Origin of the sequence: Hymenobacter defluvii, from assembly GCF_017589435.1 — a bacterium.
In the GTDB taxonomy this organism is placed as follows: Bacteria; Bacteroidota; Bacteroidia; order Cytophagales; family Hymenobacteraceae; genus Hymenobacter; species Hymenobacter profundi.
Genome location: NZ_JAGETX010000006.1, coordinates 206,490 through 221,549, shown reverse-complemented (window position 1 = coordinate 221,549; position 15,060 = coordinate 206,490). Strand labels below are relative to the sequence as shown.

Genomic DNA, 15,060 nt, shown 5'->3' with positions numbered 1-15,060 from the left:
GCTTGCCGTTCAATGTGAGAAGGTCCTTCGCTCCGCTCAGGATGACACGCTTTTTTTAGTTTCTAAAGACTAAAACCGCTTTTCCAGTAGCTTCTGCATCTTTTCCTCCGTCAGCGGCTTTGCTAGGTATTCCACCCCTTCGTACTGAGCCACGCGGGCCGTATCGGCGGCGTGCATGGACGTGGTAAGCACCGTGAGCACCGTTTGTTGCTTGATGTCGGTGGGTAGCCGGTCGTACATGCGCAGGAACTCGAAGCCGTCGATGCCGGGCATCTTCAAATCAACAAATACCAGCTCCGGAATAGCTTCGCCACCACGGTTGGCACCCCACAGAAACTCATAGGCCGGTTCGGCTTGTGTGAACGTGTGGATGGTATCGGCTACTCCCAAACGATTTAACAGACGGTTGTTCAGGAAGCTGGTGGTTTCATTGTCGTCCACCAGAACGATATTGCGCAGTTTCTTCGACATAAGTTTGGTGACTCGCTAGCAGCGGCATCTATCAAATATAGCTGATTGTAGGTTAGCCTATAGCCAGCCTTGTTCGCGCATCCAGTCGTCGTTGTACACCTTGGCCAAGTAGCGCGTGCCGTGGTCGGGTAGTACCACTACCATCGTATCCTCCTCGGTGAGATGCTCGCGGGCGTACTCCAACGCGCCGTACACCGCCGAGCCGCACGACCAGCCCACAAACAGCCCTTCTTCGCGGGCCAGGCGGCGCGTCATCACGGCCGCGTCCTTGTCAGCTACCTTAATGAACAAGTCAATCAGGTCGAAGTCGACGTTCTTCGGCAGAATGTCTTCGCCGATGCCCTCCGTTTTGTAGGGGTAGATTTCGTTTTCGTCGAAAATACCCGTCTCCTTGTATTTCTTGAATACCGAACCGTAGGTGTCCAGCCCTACCGTCACCACGCCGGCGTGCTGCTCCTTCAGGTATTTGCTGATGCCGCTGATGGTGCCGCCCGTGCCTACCCCGGCCGCAAAGTGCGTAATCTTGCCTTCGGTTTGTTGCCAGATTTCGGGGCCGGTGGTTTCGTAGTGGGCCGCGGTGTTGGAGAGGTTGTCGTACTGGTTGGGGTAGAACGAGTTCGGAATTTCCGCGTTCAGCTTGCGCGCCACCGAGTAGTAAGAGCGCGGATCGTCGGGGGCCACGTTGGTGGGGCAAATAATGATTTCTGCCCCCACGGCCTTCAGAATGTCGCGCTTTTCCTGGCCTTGCTTGTCGCTCATCGTGAAGATGCACTTGTAGCCTTTGGCAATGGCGGCCAACGCCAGGCCCATGCCCGTGTTGCCGCTAGTGCCTTCGATGATGGTGCCGCCGGGCTTTAGAATGCCTGCTTTTTCGGCGTCGTCAATCATTTTCACCGCCATGCGGTCTTTCACCGAGTTGCCGGGATTGAAATATTCTACCTTCGCTAGTACCGTGCCCCGGATGCCTTCCGTGACTTTCTGGAGCTTAACGAGGGGGGTGTTACCGATAGCTTCGGTGATGTTATTCAGATACATAGCCTGGGGTGGGGTGGGCAATTTAGGCCGCAAAGGTACGGATTTTCGGCGGGCCGATTGGTGCCATATGCACTTTCTTGCGTTTGCTTCGGTGCAAAAGAGAGCTGCAACAACCCACATTGCGGCGGGCTTTGTGCCGCCTATAAATAAAACCTACTTTTGTGCACGGCCGCCCCGACGGGCAGCTGTCGTTCCAGCGAATATCTCCCTTAAACCCATTTCCTAATGAGTGTTCTGGTTAACAAGGATTCCAAAGTGATTGTGCAGGGCTTCACCGGCTCTGAAGGCTCGTTTCATGCGCAGCAAATGATTGAGTACGGCACCAACGTGGTGGGTGGCGTAACGCCCGGCAAGGGTGGTCAGCAGCACCTCGACCGGCCGGTGTTCAACACCGTAGCCGACGCTGTACGCGAAACCGGCGCCGATGTCAGCATCATTTTCGTGCCCCCGGCTTTCGCCGCCGATGCTATCCTGGAAGCCGCTGATGCTGGCATCAAAGTAATTGTGACCATCACAGAAGGCATCCCTACCAAGGACATGATTGCCGTGAAGCACTACCTCAAAGATCGTGTGGGCGTGCGCATGATTGGCCCCAACTGCCCTGGCGTGATGACTGCCGGCGAGTGCAAAGTGGGCATCATGCCGGGCTTCATCTTCCAGAAAGGCAAAATAGGTATTGTGTCGAAGTCGGGCACGTTGACCTACGAAGCCGTTGACCAGCTCACCAAAGCTGGCCTGGGCCAGACCACGGCCATCGGCATCGGTGGCGACCCCATCATCGGCACCACCACCAAAGAAGCGGTAGAGCTGCTCATGAACGACCCCGAAACTGAGGGCATCGTGATGATTGGCGAAATCGGCGGCGGTATGGAAGCTGAGGCAGCCCGTTGGATTAAAGAAACCGGTAACAAGAAACCCGTCGTTGGCTTCATTGCCGGCCAGACGGCCCCTCCCGGCCGCCGCATGGGCCACGCCGGTGCCATCGTAGGCGGCGCCGACGATACGGCTGCTGCCAAAATGGCCATCATGCGTGAGTGCGGCATCCACGTGGTGGATTCGCCCGCTAACATCGGCGAGACCATGCTGAAAGTACTGAATGGCGAGAAGGTAGAGGCGTAAGTCTGCACTGTATTTAGCAAGAAAAAAGCTCCGGCAATTGCCGGAGCTTTTTTCTTGCTATTGACTTTTTCGCGCGCTTATACTAGGTCGCCAAACTGCACCAATACTAAATAAATACTCTCCTCCACCAGCTGCAAACCACTTATCAGAGGCAAATGGTCTATAATTATCGTCAGATGGCCGCAAAGAGCTTAGTGATAATCCTAAAATAGATTGCACGTACCATTTCTGCTGATTGCCGAGCGCATGACGATAAAATAGGCTGTATTCATGACGCGTATCACGAAAGAGTGGAATGGGTCTACCATCATTATGCTGAATATTTCGATAGTATATCCGACCAAGCCTATAGGTTATGCCGACAGCACCTTTATGCTTTTGGTATGCTAGGCCTGCCTGCCCAAAAAGCTTCTGGTAATTACCCCTATTATAACCTGAACTAAAAAAGCCACTCTCCTTTCTTTCTCCATAAGCTGTGCCCGCACCACCTATACCATTCAGTAACCATTTGTTTCCCAGCTTCCAATAGGTCCCTAGACCTATCTCAGCTTGTCTATTTACTAGGTAATTCTGTTCACCCAGCTTTATGGCCATAGCAGCGGCTACAGTCATCAGTACATGCGGCAAGGGTGTGTAAGCTCCCATTGCCTCTACATGGCCATCGTATTGCACAGAAGCATGTAGCTCTACCGGATCCTGAGTGGATACCAGTGGCATCGCTGGCTGCATGGGCACATATACGCCACAACCAGCTAGTAGAAGCCCACAAATGCAGACCCGAGTGGTAGCAAGAATAGAATAAGGTAGCATAGCATCTTCTTGTAAGTGTACAGCACAAAAGTGTACAGCACAAAAGTGTACAGCACAAAGAAGATGGTATAGATTACAGCAAAAAAACGAACTAATTGATTTTTAAGACTTCCTTGATTGTCGACGAAACAAACAAAACGCTTTACAAAATAATGATTAATAGTGCATTAAATAGAATATCAAGGGAGAAATATTAGACTTCCTCTTTCCTACCTCCTACCCTCCTGCCCACCCAAATTCACGACTACCCCCAGTTGAAACACCGCGTTGGCCGCCCGCAGGTACTTGCGGTGCTTCAGGCCGAAGTTGCCGCCGCTGATGAGTTGCAGCTGCACCGGCCCCAGCACCTGCACGCGGGTGAACGTGATGGGTTCCAGGAAAATATTATCCTCGCCAGGTGCAGTTACCCCATCAAGCTTGAAGTTGCTCAGTTCCACGTGGCTCAGGCGTAGGGCAGTGCCATAGCTGAGGGGGAAATGATTGCCGAATAGGTGCAACGTCTGGTGCTTCTTGGCACTGTAGTTCACCTGCAAAAACAGCTTGTTCAGGTTGCCTTCTTGGCGCTGCTCTACTACACCCTCGCGCGTACGGTCGGTGCGGTCGGAGGAGCCCAGGCCGTAGCCACCATAGATTTCCAGCACCCGCTGGTCGGGTAGGCGAGTGAAGTAGCCGGCACCCGCCTCGAAGAAGTCGAAGTTTTCGGCCTTCTTGGGCTTGTTCCTATGCAGAAACGAGGCCGAGCCCATCACTCCTAATCCGTTGGTGACGGCGTAGGCTCCCTGCAACGAGGTATTGCCGCCAAAATTGGAATGTATCCCCCCGCTGAACTCGCCTTGCTGCGTGAGCAACGGCACTTGTGGCGGCGGCGGGAAATAAAGCGAAGCGCAACTGGACAGTCCTAACAGGAGCAGCAGAACAAGAAAACGAGCGAAAAGCAGCATACAGCCGAAAGCGGGCGAAAATGAGGCCAAAACCAGCAAATTTTTACGGTATACCGCCTAGCCGTCAACGGCTGAGCTTCGTATAGCTGTCCAATGCAAGCGCACGGCTACGAGCCAGTTTGCTGGTTTTGTCGCCTAAAGTTCTGCTTTTATGCCCGAATCTTTCGATGTTATTATAATTGGCTCCGGCCAGGCCGGTAATCCGTTAGCAACTGCTTTCGTCAAAGAGGGCCGCCGCGTGGCCCTGGTTGAGAAAAACCTGTTGGGTGGCTCCTGCATCAACTACGGTTGCGTGCCCACCAAAACCCTGCTGGCGTCGTCTGAACGGGCACACCACGCTTACACCGATGCGTCGTATGGGATTGATGTGGAAGTGGAAGCCATCGACCTGCCGACCATTGTGGAGCGCAAGGACGCTCTATTGGAAAAGCTCCGCCAAGGCATCCACGAAAACCTGACGGACCAGGAAAACCCCGTGCAGCTCTTCGACGGGCACGCTAGCTTCACGGCGCCTCACACGCTCAGCGTGACCCTTACTACGGGCGGCGCAGAAACACTGACAGCCCCACTTATTTTCATCAACACTGGTACTCGCGCCGCTATTCCCAAGATTGATGGGCTACAGGAAACCGATTTCCTGACGCCTACCACTATTCTGGATCTAAAGGACAAGCCCGAGCACCTGATTATTATTGGTGGTGGGTATATCGGTCTGGAATTCAGCCAGCTCTACCGGCGCTTGGGCTGTGAGGTGACGATTGTAGAGTCGTCGGATGTGGTGCTGGAGCGCGAAGACGCAGACGTGTGCGAGGCCATGCAACAGTTGTTGGAGAGCGAAGGCGTGCAGTTTCTGCTTGGTTCACAAGCACACCGGGTTTCGCAGAATGCCGAAAAGCAGTTTACAGTATCGGTAAATACTCCTGACGGGGAACGGCGTTTGCGAGGCTCGCACGTGCTGGTGGCGGTGGGTAGGGAACCCAACACCAAAGAGCTGGGCCTCGACAAAGCCGGGGTAGAAACCGATGACCGCGGCTACGTATTGGTCGACGACCAGTTCCACACCAATGTACGCGGTATTTACGCGCTGGGCGATGTGCACGGTGGACCCCAGTTCACCCACATGAGCTACGACGACTACCGCATCGTGCGCGACAATATTCTGAAAGGTAAAAACCGCTCGAAAAAAGGCCGTGATGTACCGTACGTGGTGTTCACGGAGCCACAGCTTGGCCGCATTGGCCTTTCGGAGCACGAGGCTCAGGAGCAAAAGTTGGATTATCGGGTGGCCAACATGCCGGTTAAAACTATTGGCCGCGCCCAGCAAACAGGCTTTACGGAGGGCTTTATCAAGGTGCTGGTAGATGGCAAGACCGACTGTATCTTGGGCACGGCCGTGTTCTGCGAGCAAGGCGGCGAGATTATGTCGATGCTCCAACTGGCTATGCACGGCAACATCACTTGCGAGATGCTCCAGGATATGATTTTTGCTCACCCTACCTGGGCGGAAGCTTTGAACAACCTATTCTCAAAACTCGAAAACCCAAAGAAGAAGTAATACCTGAGTAAATAAGCCACTACCTCTCCGAGGAATTTGTTTTGGCGGTTATGCAGCGCTGTGCGCTGCATAACCGCTTTTTTTATGCCCTAAAATACTGTCTTACAACTACTTATTGCTACTGATTCAGTGCAGAAAAAGCAGCTATAGAACATGCGTTGGAGGTCACGAAGAATAGTAGAATTTCCTCTACGCGGGGCACGATGCTTCATACCGGCTTCATGTAGCGATGCTTGCTTTGTAGCATCAACCTCGCCTACCAACCCTGGCGACACTCCTTTTTAGCGCATTCCAAAACCGCTCTTTTATCCGCCCTACCCTACCCACCGCCATTATTTCTGGCATCGTCAACTGTCTGTCATATTACCCCAAGTTCTTATGAAAAAAGTGTTCATGCTCATGTTCGTGAGCTGGTGCGGCTTGTATGGTTTCACAAGCTGCGCGGACAAAAAAGAAGAAAAGGAAGAAAAGGTAGAGTATCTGGTTACCAGCCCTTTGCAAAAAGACACCACCATTACCAAAGAGTACGTGGCGCAGATTCACTCCATCCAGCACATTGAGCTGCGGGCGCTGGAGAAGGGCTACCTCCAAAAGATTTTCGTGGATGAGGGGCAGACCGTGAAGCAGGGGCAACTCATGTTTCAGATCATGCCCATGATCTACCAGGCCGAGTTGAAAAAGTCGCAGGCCGAGGCGAACTACGTGAATCTGGAATACCAGAACACCAAGCGCTTGGCCGACAACAACGTGGTGTCGAAGAGTGAGTTGGCGCTGGCCGAAGCCAAGTACGACAAGGCCAAAGCTGATGTGGCCCTGGCCCAAACGCACCTGGGCTTTACCACCATTCGGGCGCCGTTCAACGGCATCATGGACCACTTTCAGGCCCGGCTGGGTAGCCTCGTAGACGAAGGCGACCTGCTCACGACGCTGTCGGATAACAGCAAGATGTGGGTGTATTTCAACGTGCCCGAAGCCGAGTATTTGGCTTACAAGGAGGCTAAGACCAACAACCTGGAAAAGGTAAACTTATTGATGGCCAACAACCAGGTGTACCCACAACCTGGCGTAGTGCAAACCATTGAAGCTGACTTCAATAACGAGACCGGTAACATTGCCTTTCGGGCTACTTTTCCTAACCCCAAGAGCCTGCTGCGCAATGGCGAAACGGGTAGCGTGCTGATGACGGTACCGCTCAAAAACGCCCTCATCATCCCCCAGAAAGCCACGTTCGAGGTGCTGGAGAAAAAGTTTGTGTACGTGGTGGACAAGGACAAGCACGTGCACCAGCGCGAGGTAACGGTAGGCTCTGAAATGCCTGACCTATACATCATTACCGATGGCCTGAAACCCGACGACCGGATTATGCTGGAAGGCATTCGAAAGGTGAAAGACGGCGAGAAAATCAAGTACGAGTACGAGAAGCCGGAGAAGGTGATTTCGCACCTGAAAGTGTACTCCGAATAGGTGCTTTTATGAGCTGTTAGCTGGTGGCCGTTAGCTGTTAGCTTCTGCTCAGACAAAATGCAGGCTGTTTCTTCTCAACGAAAAGCTAACGGCTGACAGCTAATAGCCATCAGCTAAAAATCAGCATTCTATGTTCAGTAAATTCATTCGCAGGCCAGTCTTTGCCATCGTGATTTCGGTGGTGATTGTGTTCCTGGGCATCATGGCCATCAATACGCTGCCTACGTCGCAGTTTCCCGAGATTTCGCCGCCCATGGTGATGGTGTCGGCGGCTTACCCTGGCGCTAGCGCCAAGGTGCTCACGGAGTCGGTGCTTATTCCGCTGGAGCAGGCCGTGAATGGCGTGCCCGGCATGAAGTACATGACCTCTGACGCCGTGAGTGCTGGCGAGGCCAATATCCAGATTGTCTTCAACCTAGGCACCGACCCCGACCAAGCCGTGGTAAACGTGAACACGCGTATTGCGCAGGTGCTCAACCGCTTGCCAGTGCTGGTGCAGCGCGAAGGCGTGATTGTGAACCGCGTGGTGCCCAACATGCTGATGTACGTGAACCTGTACAGCAAAGACAAGAACACGGACATGAAGTACCTGTTCAACTTTGCAGGGGTGAACATGATACCCGAAATCCAGCGCATCAACGGCATTGGCCGGGCCAGCATCCTGGGTAGCCGGCAGTATGCCATGCGCATCTGGCTGAAGCCCGACCGTATGCGCGCCTATAACGTGTCGGCCGACGACGTGATGAAGGCACTTGACGACCAAAGCGTGATTGGTTCGCCGGGTCGTATTGGCCGCTCCGACGGAGGTAGGGCCGAAGCCCTGGAATACGTACTCACCTACCAAGGCCGCTTCAACGATGTGGAGCAGTACAAGAACGTGATTATCAAGGCCAATCCTGATGGTGAGATTCTACACCTGAAGGACATTGCCAACGTGGAGCTGGGTTCGGAATTCTACGACATCTACTCCAACCTCGACGGCTACCCCTCGGCTGCTATTGTGCTGAAGCAAACCTACGGCAGTAACGCTACGGAGGTCATTAAGTCGGTGAAAGCCAAGCTGGAAGAGCTGAAGAAAACCATGCCGCCCGGCATGGACTACAAAATCAGCTACGACGTATCGAACTTCCTGGATGCGTCGACGGAAAACGTAATTCACACCCTGCGCGATGCCTTTATTCTGGTGGCGCTGGTGGTGTTCCTGTTCCTGGGCGACTGGCGCTCTACCCTCATCCCTATCATTGCGGTTCCGGTTTCGTTGGTAGGCGCGTTTGTGGCGATGCAGGCGTTTGGCCTCACCATTAACATGATAACGCTCTTTGCGTTGGTGTTGGCCATTGGTATTGTGGTCGACGACGCCATTGTGGTGGTGGAAGCCGTGCACGCCAAGATGGAGGAAAAGCACCTGTCGCCATACGGCGCGGTGCGCGAGGTAATTGGCGAAATCAGCGGCGCCATCATCGCCATCACCATTTTAATGACGGCGGTGTTTGTGCCTGTAGCCTTCATGAGCGGTCCGGTGGGTATTTTCTACCGTCAGTTCTCGATTACGATGGCTACGTCTATCGTCATCTCCGGTGTTGTGGCCCTCACGCTGACGCCGGTGTTGTGCGCTATGATTCTGAAGAATAACCACGGTCAGCCGCGCAAAAAGACACCCATCAACCGCTTTATCGACTGGTTTAACCGCGGTTTCGAGAAGCTGACCGGCCGCTACACGAACCTGCTAGAAAAGGTGGTTGACCGGCGGGTGTTTACGTTCGGCATCCTGATTATTTTCGGGCTGGGCATCTTCGGCATCTCCTCTACCCTACCTTCGGGCTTTATCCCGAGCGAGGACCAGGGCATGCTCTACGCCATCATTCAGACGCCGCCCGGCTCTACACTAGAGCGCACCAATGACATTTCGCAGCGTCTCTATGAGCTGGCCAAGGACGTGCCCGGCATCCAGAGCATCTCTACCCTAGCGGGCTACGAGGTGCTTACGGAAGGTAGGGGCTCCAACGCCGGCACGTGCTTGATTAACCTTAAGCCGTGGTCGGAGCGCAAGGAATCCATCCACGACATTGTGGAGGAGCTAGAGAAAAAGGCCAAGCAAATTCCCGGCGCGACCGTGGAATTCTTCGAGCCACCAGCAGTACCGGGCTACGGCGCGGCGGGCGGTTTCCAGCTGCAACTACTCGACAAAACCAACACCGGCGATTACAAGGCGCTGGAGAAAGTGAACGAGGAGTTTATGGCGGCTTTGAACAAGCGCAAGGAACTGGCCGGTCTGTTTACGTTCTACTCGGCCAACTATCCGCAGTATGAGTTGCAGATCGATAACCAACTGGCCATGCAGAAAGGTGTGAGCATTGGCAACGCCATGAACACACTGAGTATCATGATTGGCTCGACCTACGAGCTAGGCTTCATCAAATACCAGCGCTTCTTTAAGGTGTACGTGCAGGCCTCGCCGGAGTACCGCAAGCTGCCCAAGGACGTGATGGATATGTGGGTGAAGAACGACCGGGGCGAGATGGTGCCGTTCTCGGCCTTCATGAAAATCGTGAAGACCCAAGGTGCCAACGAAATCAACCGTTATAACATGTACACCACGGCCTCCATCCGTGGCGATGCAGCAGCGGGTTTCAGCTCGGGTGAGGCCATCAAGGCGGTGCAGGAAGTGGCCCGCGAAACCCTACCCCGTGGCTACGACATCGACTGGGGCGGCTTGTCGAAAGACGAGGTGAGCCGCGGCAACGAGGCCATCTACATCTTCTTGGTGGTGCTGGCCTTTGTGTACCTGGTGCTGGCCGCGCAGTACGAGAGCTTCCTGCTGCCGTTGGCGGTGGTGTTGTCGCTGCCGGCGGGGATATTTGGGTCGTTCCTGTTCATCAAGATGCTGGGCCTGGCCAACAACATCTACGCCCAGGTAGGACTGGTGATGCTGGTAGGCTTGCTGGGCAAAAACGCGGTGCTGATTGTAGAATTTGCGGTGCAGGAGCACGAGCACGGCATGTCGGTCCGCGATGCGGCCATTGCCGGCGCTAAGGCTCGTTTCCGGCCTATCCTGATGACGTCTTTCGCCTTCATTGCGGGCTTGATTCCGCTGGTGCTGGCTACTGGCGCGGGTGCCATTGGCAACCGCACCATTGGTACGGCGGCGCTGGGCGGCATGCTGTTCGGCACCGTGTTCGGGGTAGTGATTGTACCCGGCCTGTACTATGTATTTGGCACCTTGGCCGCTGGCCGCAAGCTGATCCAGGACGAAAATGAATATCCGATAAGTGAAGGCGTGGAGCCTCGCGTGCTAGTTGAAGAAGTAGAAGCTCATGCTTAGAAAACGCATTTATCAGTATATAAGTGTAGCCTGTTTGTCGCTGGCGGTAGGGAGCTGCAAAATGCCCGAGCTGGTGGTGAAAGATGCCAACCGGCGGGTTCCCGCCAGCTACAATAGTGCTACGGCCCAGGACACCGCCAGCGCTGCTCAGGTGCGGTGGCGGCAGTTCTTCACCGACCCTAACCTGGTAGCCCTGATCGACACGGCCCTACAACACAACCAGGAGCTGAACATTGCCTTGCAGGAAATTCAGATTTCCCGCAATGAGGTGCAGATTCGCAAAGGTGAGTACCTACCCTTCGTGGGTCTGGGCGCTAATGCCGAGGCCGAGCGCCCCGGCCGCTACACGCTGCAAGGCGCCACCGAGGAGGCCATCAACATCAAGCCCGAACACCGCACCCCCGACCCGCTGCCCAATTACCGGGTAGGCGCCTTTGCCAGCTGGGAAGTGGATATTTGGCACAAGCTGCGCAACTCGCGCAAGTCGGCGGCGTTGCGCTACCTGTCGAGCGTGGAGGGTAGAAACTTCACCATCACCAACTTGATTGCCGAAATTGCCAACTCCTATTTCGAGCTGTTGGCTCTCGACAATCAATTGGCGATTGTGCAGCAGAACATTGATATTCAGACCAATGCGCTGGAGCTGGTGAAGCTGCAAAAGGAATCGGCCCGCACCACCGAGCTAGCTGTGCAGCGTTTTGAGGCCCAGGTGCACAACACCCGCAGCCTGCAATACGGTATTCAGCAGCGCATCATCGAAACCGAGAACCGCATCAACTTCCTAACGGGCCGCTACCCCCGCCCGATTGTCCGCAACGACGCCACGTTCAATGACTTAGTACCAACGGTTATCCAGACCGGCGTACCGTCGCAGTTGCTGCAAAACCGCCCCGATATCCGGCAGGCCGAGCAGAACCTAGCGGCGGCCAAGCTAGACGTGCAAGTAGCCCGCGCCAATTTCTACCCCTCGCTGCGCATCACTGGCTCGGTAGGCTTCGAGGCCTTTAAGCCCGGCCTGCTGTTTTCCACTCCCGAGTCGATGCTCTATAATCTGGCTGGCGAGCTGGTGGCGCCGCTAGTGAACCGCAACGGCATCAAAGCCGTGTACGGCAGCGCCAACGCCGTGCAAACCCAAGCTGCCTACAACTACGAGCGCACTGTGTTGAACGCCTATGTAGAGGTAGTAAACGAGCTGGCCAACATCAGCAACCTGGCCCAGAGCTACAACGAAAAGGCCTTAGAGGTGCAGTCCTTGAACCAGTCTGTTACCATCTCCAACAGCCTGTTCCGCTCGGCACGCGCCGAATACACAGAGGTGCTGTTCACTCAGCGCGATGCTTTGGAATCAAAGTTCGACCTGATCGAAACCAAGATGCAGCAGCTGAACGCTACTGTGAACGTGTACCGCGCCCTAGGCGGCGGCTGGCAGCAGTAACGCAGGCAGCCACACATTGGCACAAGCGAAAGCCCGCCCGGAAAAATCCGGGCGGGCTTTCGCTTGTGCCAATGTGTGGCTGCTTAGAATTTCTCCAAAACGTGCTTCTGAACTTGCCGAGGAATCTCGGAAGAACAGGCAAGAACTTAATACTGCACCCGTTTGAAGCGGTGCGGGTATACCACAATTCCAATGGAAGTGAATAAGTCGCCGGCTTTCACATCGGTAATCAGTGGGCCTACTGGGGCTGAGCCCCTTACCAGATCGGCCGACCACGAAGCGTTGAGCGTCAATTGCAGCTGGGCCCACTGTAATACGCCTTGCCGGTTACCGAAGCGCATAAACAGCATGGGCTCGTTGCGCGTCATTCGGCGCAGGCTAATAGGCTGGTTGTTGTTGGTGAGGGTAGTAAAACGCACTTGCGAAAGCCGATAGGCTAGCCCCATTGTGAAAGGCCCATCCTCGTACGCCACAAATACATCGCCGAACAGCTTGCCGTAGCGCGCATTATATTGATAGGTGATAGTCGAATCGCGCTGGAACAAAAGAAGATAATGTGCATCCTGAAACCCGCGGCCACTCTGCCCCCAACCGTAGCCCGCCGAGCCTCCTACCAGCCACCTCCGCCCTAAAGCCCAATAAGTACCCGCCCCTACCTCCAATTGGCGCGTACGGAAATATGTTGTGTCGCGCCCGTCGGTGCGAAGTGTACCCGCGGCACGCACTATTATATGGCGCATTGGCGAGTAAGCAGCTGAGCCCTCCAACCGGCCCGAGAAGAGGTAGGCGCTACCTGCCACCTCGGCTTGCCCCTTATCGCGCAACATAGGTGCGCTGGGTTGAATCGGAGTATACACTACACAGCTACTCAGGGCTGCCAGCAGTCCTAATGGAGTAAATCGTTTACCCCAGCGTAGTGTGATTGTCATATATACACATTGTCATACATACACATAAAAGGCGATGGTCTGCTGGCTGGCGTAGCAACATGCTCCGCAACAACCGGCAGACCATCGCCGGATAGGAATAGTGTAGTGGATAATACATATACAAGAGCTAACTCGAGTGGCATAGGTTGCAAGCAGTTAGCGCATTTGTGAAAAAAATTTACTCACCACAAAAAAGGCCGCCGCAACTCTCGTTGCGGCGGCCTTTTTTGGCTTGTTGCCCTACCCTACTTGGCGTAAGCGACGGCGCGCATCTCCCGAATGACCGTAATCTTGATCTGGCCGGGATACTGCATTTCCTTCTCGATTTTCTGCGAAATCTCGTAGCTCAACTCCTGGGCGCGGTCGTCAGTCACGTTCTCGGCATTCACCATCACGCGCAGCTCGCGACCCGCCTGAATGGCGTAGCACTGCAACACCCCGTCAAACGACACAGCTGTTTCTTCCAGCTGCTTCAGACGCTTGATGTAGCTTTCCATCATCTCGCGGCGGGCGCCGGGGCGCGAGCCCGAAATGGCGTCGCAGGCCTGCACCAGCGGCGCAATCATGGCCGTCATCTCCATCTCGTCGTGGTGGGCGCCGATGGCGTTTACCACATCGGGGTGCTCTTTGTACTTCTTGGCCATCTCCATGCCTAGGATGGCGTGGGGCAGCTCGGGTTCCTCGGTGCTTACCTTGCCGATGTCGTGGAGCAGGCCGGCGCGCTTGGCATGCTTCACGTTCAGGCCCAGTTCGGCGGCCATGGTGGCGCACAGGTTGGCTACCTCGCGCGAGTGCTGGAGCAGGTTCTGGCCGTACGACGAGCGGAAACGCATGCGCCCGACCATCTTCACCAGCTCGGGGTGCAGGCCGTGAATGCCCAGGTCGATGATGGTTTTCTCCCCGATTTCCACGATTTCCTCGTCGATGTTCTTGCGGGTTTTGGCCACAATCTCCTCAATGCGGGCGGGGTGAATGCGGCCATCTTTCACCAGCAAGTGCAGGCTCAGGCGGGCCACCTCGCGGCGCACCGGGTCGAAGCCCGAAATGATGATGGCCTCGGGCGTATCATCCACGATAATCTCCACGCCGGTAGCGGCTTCCAGAGCGCGAATGTTCCGACCCTCGCGGCCGATAATCTTGCCCTTCACGTCGTCCGACTCGATGTTGAACACCGATACGCAGTTCTCAATGGCGTGCTCGGCAGCCGTGCGCTGAATGGTTTCTAGCACCACTTTCTTGGCGTCCTTGGTAGCCGTGAGCTTGCTTTGCGCCACCACGTCTTTGATGTAGGAGGATGCCTGCAGCTGCGCCTCGTTTTTCAACGATTCTACCAGCTGCTCGCGTGCCTCGGCGGCCGTCAGCCCCGAAATGGTTTCAAGCTGCTGCTGCACTTGGCGGGCCTTCTCTTCGGCCTCTACCTCACGCAATTGCAGCTTCGCTAGCTGGGCTTCGTGGGTGGTCTGGCGCTTTTCTTCCTGGGCATCCAGCCGGTCGCGCTGTTGTTGGGCGTCGTTCTGGAGCTTGTCGCGCAGGGTATCCAGCTCTTTTTCTTTGCGCTGAATCTGGTCGAGCTGTTTTTGCGTGGTTTGCGTGAGCTGCTTGATGTTCTGCTCCTGCTCCACCACGGCTTGGCGGCGCTGGGTCAACTCAGTGTCCAGCTCAGCTTTTTGGCGGCGGCTTTCCTGCTCAAACTCGTGCTTGAGGGTACGAAACTTGTCTTTCGACTGTTGAATCCGCTCGTCGCGGATGCGGTTGGCTTTCTCTTCTGCTTCTTGCAGAAGCTGTTGGGCGCGGGCGCGAGCCTCGGCCTCATGGTCCTGCCGGGCCTTGCCGGCCAGCAGGCGGCCGACAAACACGCCAGCCACAAGGGCAACGACGGCAGCCAGCGCGATATAAACATAGGGTGACATGTGCTATGGTTTTTGGGGAAGGGGTATATAAAAACCATAACAAAAAAACTAGTCCAACGCGTGCCCACC

10 protein-coding genes and 1 pseudogene are annotated in these 15,060 nt (G+C 55.1%); 5 read left to right on the top strand and 6 right to left on the bottom strand.

Annotation, left to right across the window (positions count from 1 at the left end; genetic code table 11):
* Positions 1-69: 69 nt before the first annotated feature.
* A complete protein-coding gene (locus J4D97_RS12835) occupies positions 70-471 on the bottom strand; it encodes a response regulator (protein WP_185282590.1) in 402 nt (133 codons plus the stop codon).
* Positions 472-531: 60 nt separating this feature from the next.
* Positions 532-1,506: pseudogene (locus tag J4D97_RS12830) on the bottom strand (PLP-dependent cysteine synthase family protein); the annotation flags it as partial.
* Positions 1,507-1,731: 225 nt separating this feature from the next.
* Here J4D97_RS12830 and sucD point away from each other — a divergent pair.
* Positions 1,732-2,625, top strand: coding sequence for a succinate--CoA ligase subunit alpha (gene sucD / locus J4D97_RS12825; protein WP_208307908.1), 894 nt, complete (start codon positions 1,732-1,734; stop codon positions 2,623-2,625).
* A gap of 57 nt (positions 2,626-2,682) precedes the next feature.
* Here the strand turns inward: sucD and J4D97_RS12820 are convergent, their stop codons facing one another.
* Complete coding sequence (locus tag J4D97_RS12820; protein ID WP_208307907.1) at positions 2,683-3,237, bottom strand: hypothetical protein; 555 nt, start codon at positions 3,235-3,237, stop codon at positions 2,683-2,685.
* A gap of 407 nt (positions 3,238-3,644) precedes the next feature.
* The gene (locus J4D97_RS12815) at positions 3,645-4,376 is read right to left on the bottom strand and encodes a hypothetical protein (RefSeq protein ID WP_208307906.1); all 732 of its coding nucleotides are present in this window, start codon (positions 4,374-4,376) and stop codon (positions 3,645-3,647) included.
* A 151-nt stretch (positions 4,377-4,527) separates the two neighbouring features.
* Here J4D97_RS12815 and J4D97_RS12810 point away from each other — a divergent pair, with 151 nt between their 5' ends.
* From J4D97_RS12810 to J4D97_RS12795, 4 genes are all read left to right on the top strand, one after another.
* Complete coding sequence (locus tag J4D97_RS12810) at positions 4,528-5,931, top strand: mercuric reductase (RefSeq protein WP_208307905.1); 1,404 nt, start codon at positions 4,528-4,530, stop codon at positions 5,929-5,931.
* A 378-nt stretch (positions 5,932-6,309) separates the two neighbouring features.
* The gene (locus J4D97_RS12805) at positions 6,310-7,395 is read left to right on the top strand and encodes an efflux RND transporter periplasmic adaptor subunit (RefSeq protein WP_208307904.1); all 1,086 of its coding nucleotides are present in this window, start codon (positions 6,310-6,312) and stop codon (positions 7,393-7,395) included.
* 130 nt (positions 7,396-7,525) lie between these two features.
* Entirely contained in the window at positions 7,526-10,717 is a 3,192-nt protein-coding gene (locus J4D97_RS12800; RefSeq protein WP_208307903.1) for an efflux RND transporter permease subunit, read from the top strand.
* Entirely contained in the window at positions 10,710-12,152 is a 1,443-nt protein-coding gene (locus J4D97_RS12795) for a TolC family protein (RefSeq protein WP_208307902.1), read from the top strand. Before J4D97_RS12800 ends, J4D97_RS12795 begins: the two co-directional genes overlap by 8 nt.
* Positions 12,153-12,298: 146 nt before the next feature.
* On the opposite strand, the gene J4D97_RS12790 is transcribed toward J4D97_RS12795, so the two are convergent.
* The gene (locus J4D97_RS12790) at positions 12,299-12,979 is read right to left on the bottom strand and encodes a hypothetical protein (protein WP_208307901.1); all 681 of its coding nucleotides are present in this window, start codon (positions 12,977-12,979) and stop codon (positions 12,299-12,301) included.
* Positions 12,980-13,326: 347 nt separating this feature from the next.
* A complete protein-coding gene (gene rny, locus J4D97_RS12785; protein ID WP_185282562.1) occupies positions 13,327-14,991 on the bottom strand; it encodes a ribonuclease Y in 1,665 nt (554 codons plus the stop codon).
* Positions 14,992-15,060 lie beyond the last annotated feature (69 nt).

Excerpts from the sequence above, each read along its gene's own strand:
- J4D97_RS12800 (WP_208307903.1), top strand. The coding sequence starts at position 7,526 with ATGTTCAGTAAATTCATTCGCAGGCCAGTCTTTGCCATCGTGATTTCG.
- J4D97_RS12790 (WP_208307901.1), bottom strand. The coding sequence starts at position 12,979 with ATGTTGCGCGATAAGGGGCAAGCCGAGGTGGCAGGTAGCGCCTACCTC.
- rny (WP_185282562.1), bottom strand. The coding sequence starts at position 14,991 with ATGTCACCCTATGTTTATATCGCGCTGGCTGCCGTCGTTGCCCTTGTG.
- J4D97_RS12810 (WP_208307905.1), top strand. The coding sequence starts at position 4,528 with ATGCCCGAATCTTTCGATGTTATTATAATTGGCTCCGGCCAGGCCGGT.
- sucD (WP_208307908.1), top strand. The coding sequence starts at position 1,732 with ATGAGTGTTCTGGTTAACAAGGATTCCAAAGTGATTGTGCAGGGCTTC.
- J4D97_RS12835 (WP_185282590.1), bottom strand. The coding sequence starts at position 471 with ATGTCGAAGAAACTGCGCAATATCGTTCTGGTGGACGACAATGAAACC.
- J4D97_RS12815 (WP_208307906.1), bottom strand. The coding sequence starts at position 4,376 with ATGCTGCTTTTCGCTCGTTTTCTTGTTCTGCTGCTCCTGTTAGGACTG.
- J4D97_RS12805 (WP_208307904.1), top strand. The coding sequence starts at position 6,310 with ATGAAAAAAGTGTTCATGCTCATGTTCGTGAGCTGGTGCGGCTTGTAT.
- J4D97_RS12820 (WP_208307907.1), bottom strand. The coding sequence starts at position 3,237 with ATGACTGTAGCCGCTGCTATGGCCATAAAGCTGGGTGAACAGAATTAC.
- J4D97_RS12795 (WP_208307902.1), top strand. The coding sequence starts at position 10,710 with ATGCTTAGAAAACGCATTTATCAGTATATAAGTGTAGCCTGTTTGTCG.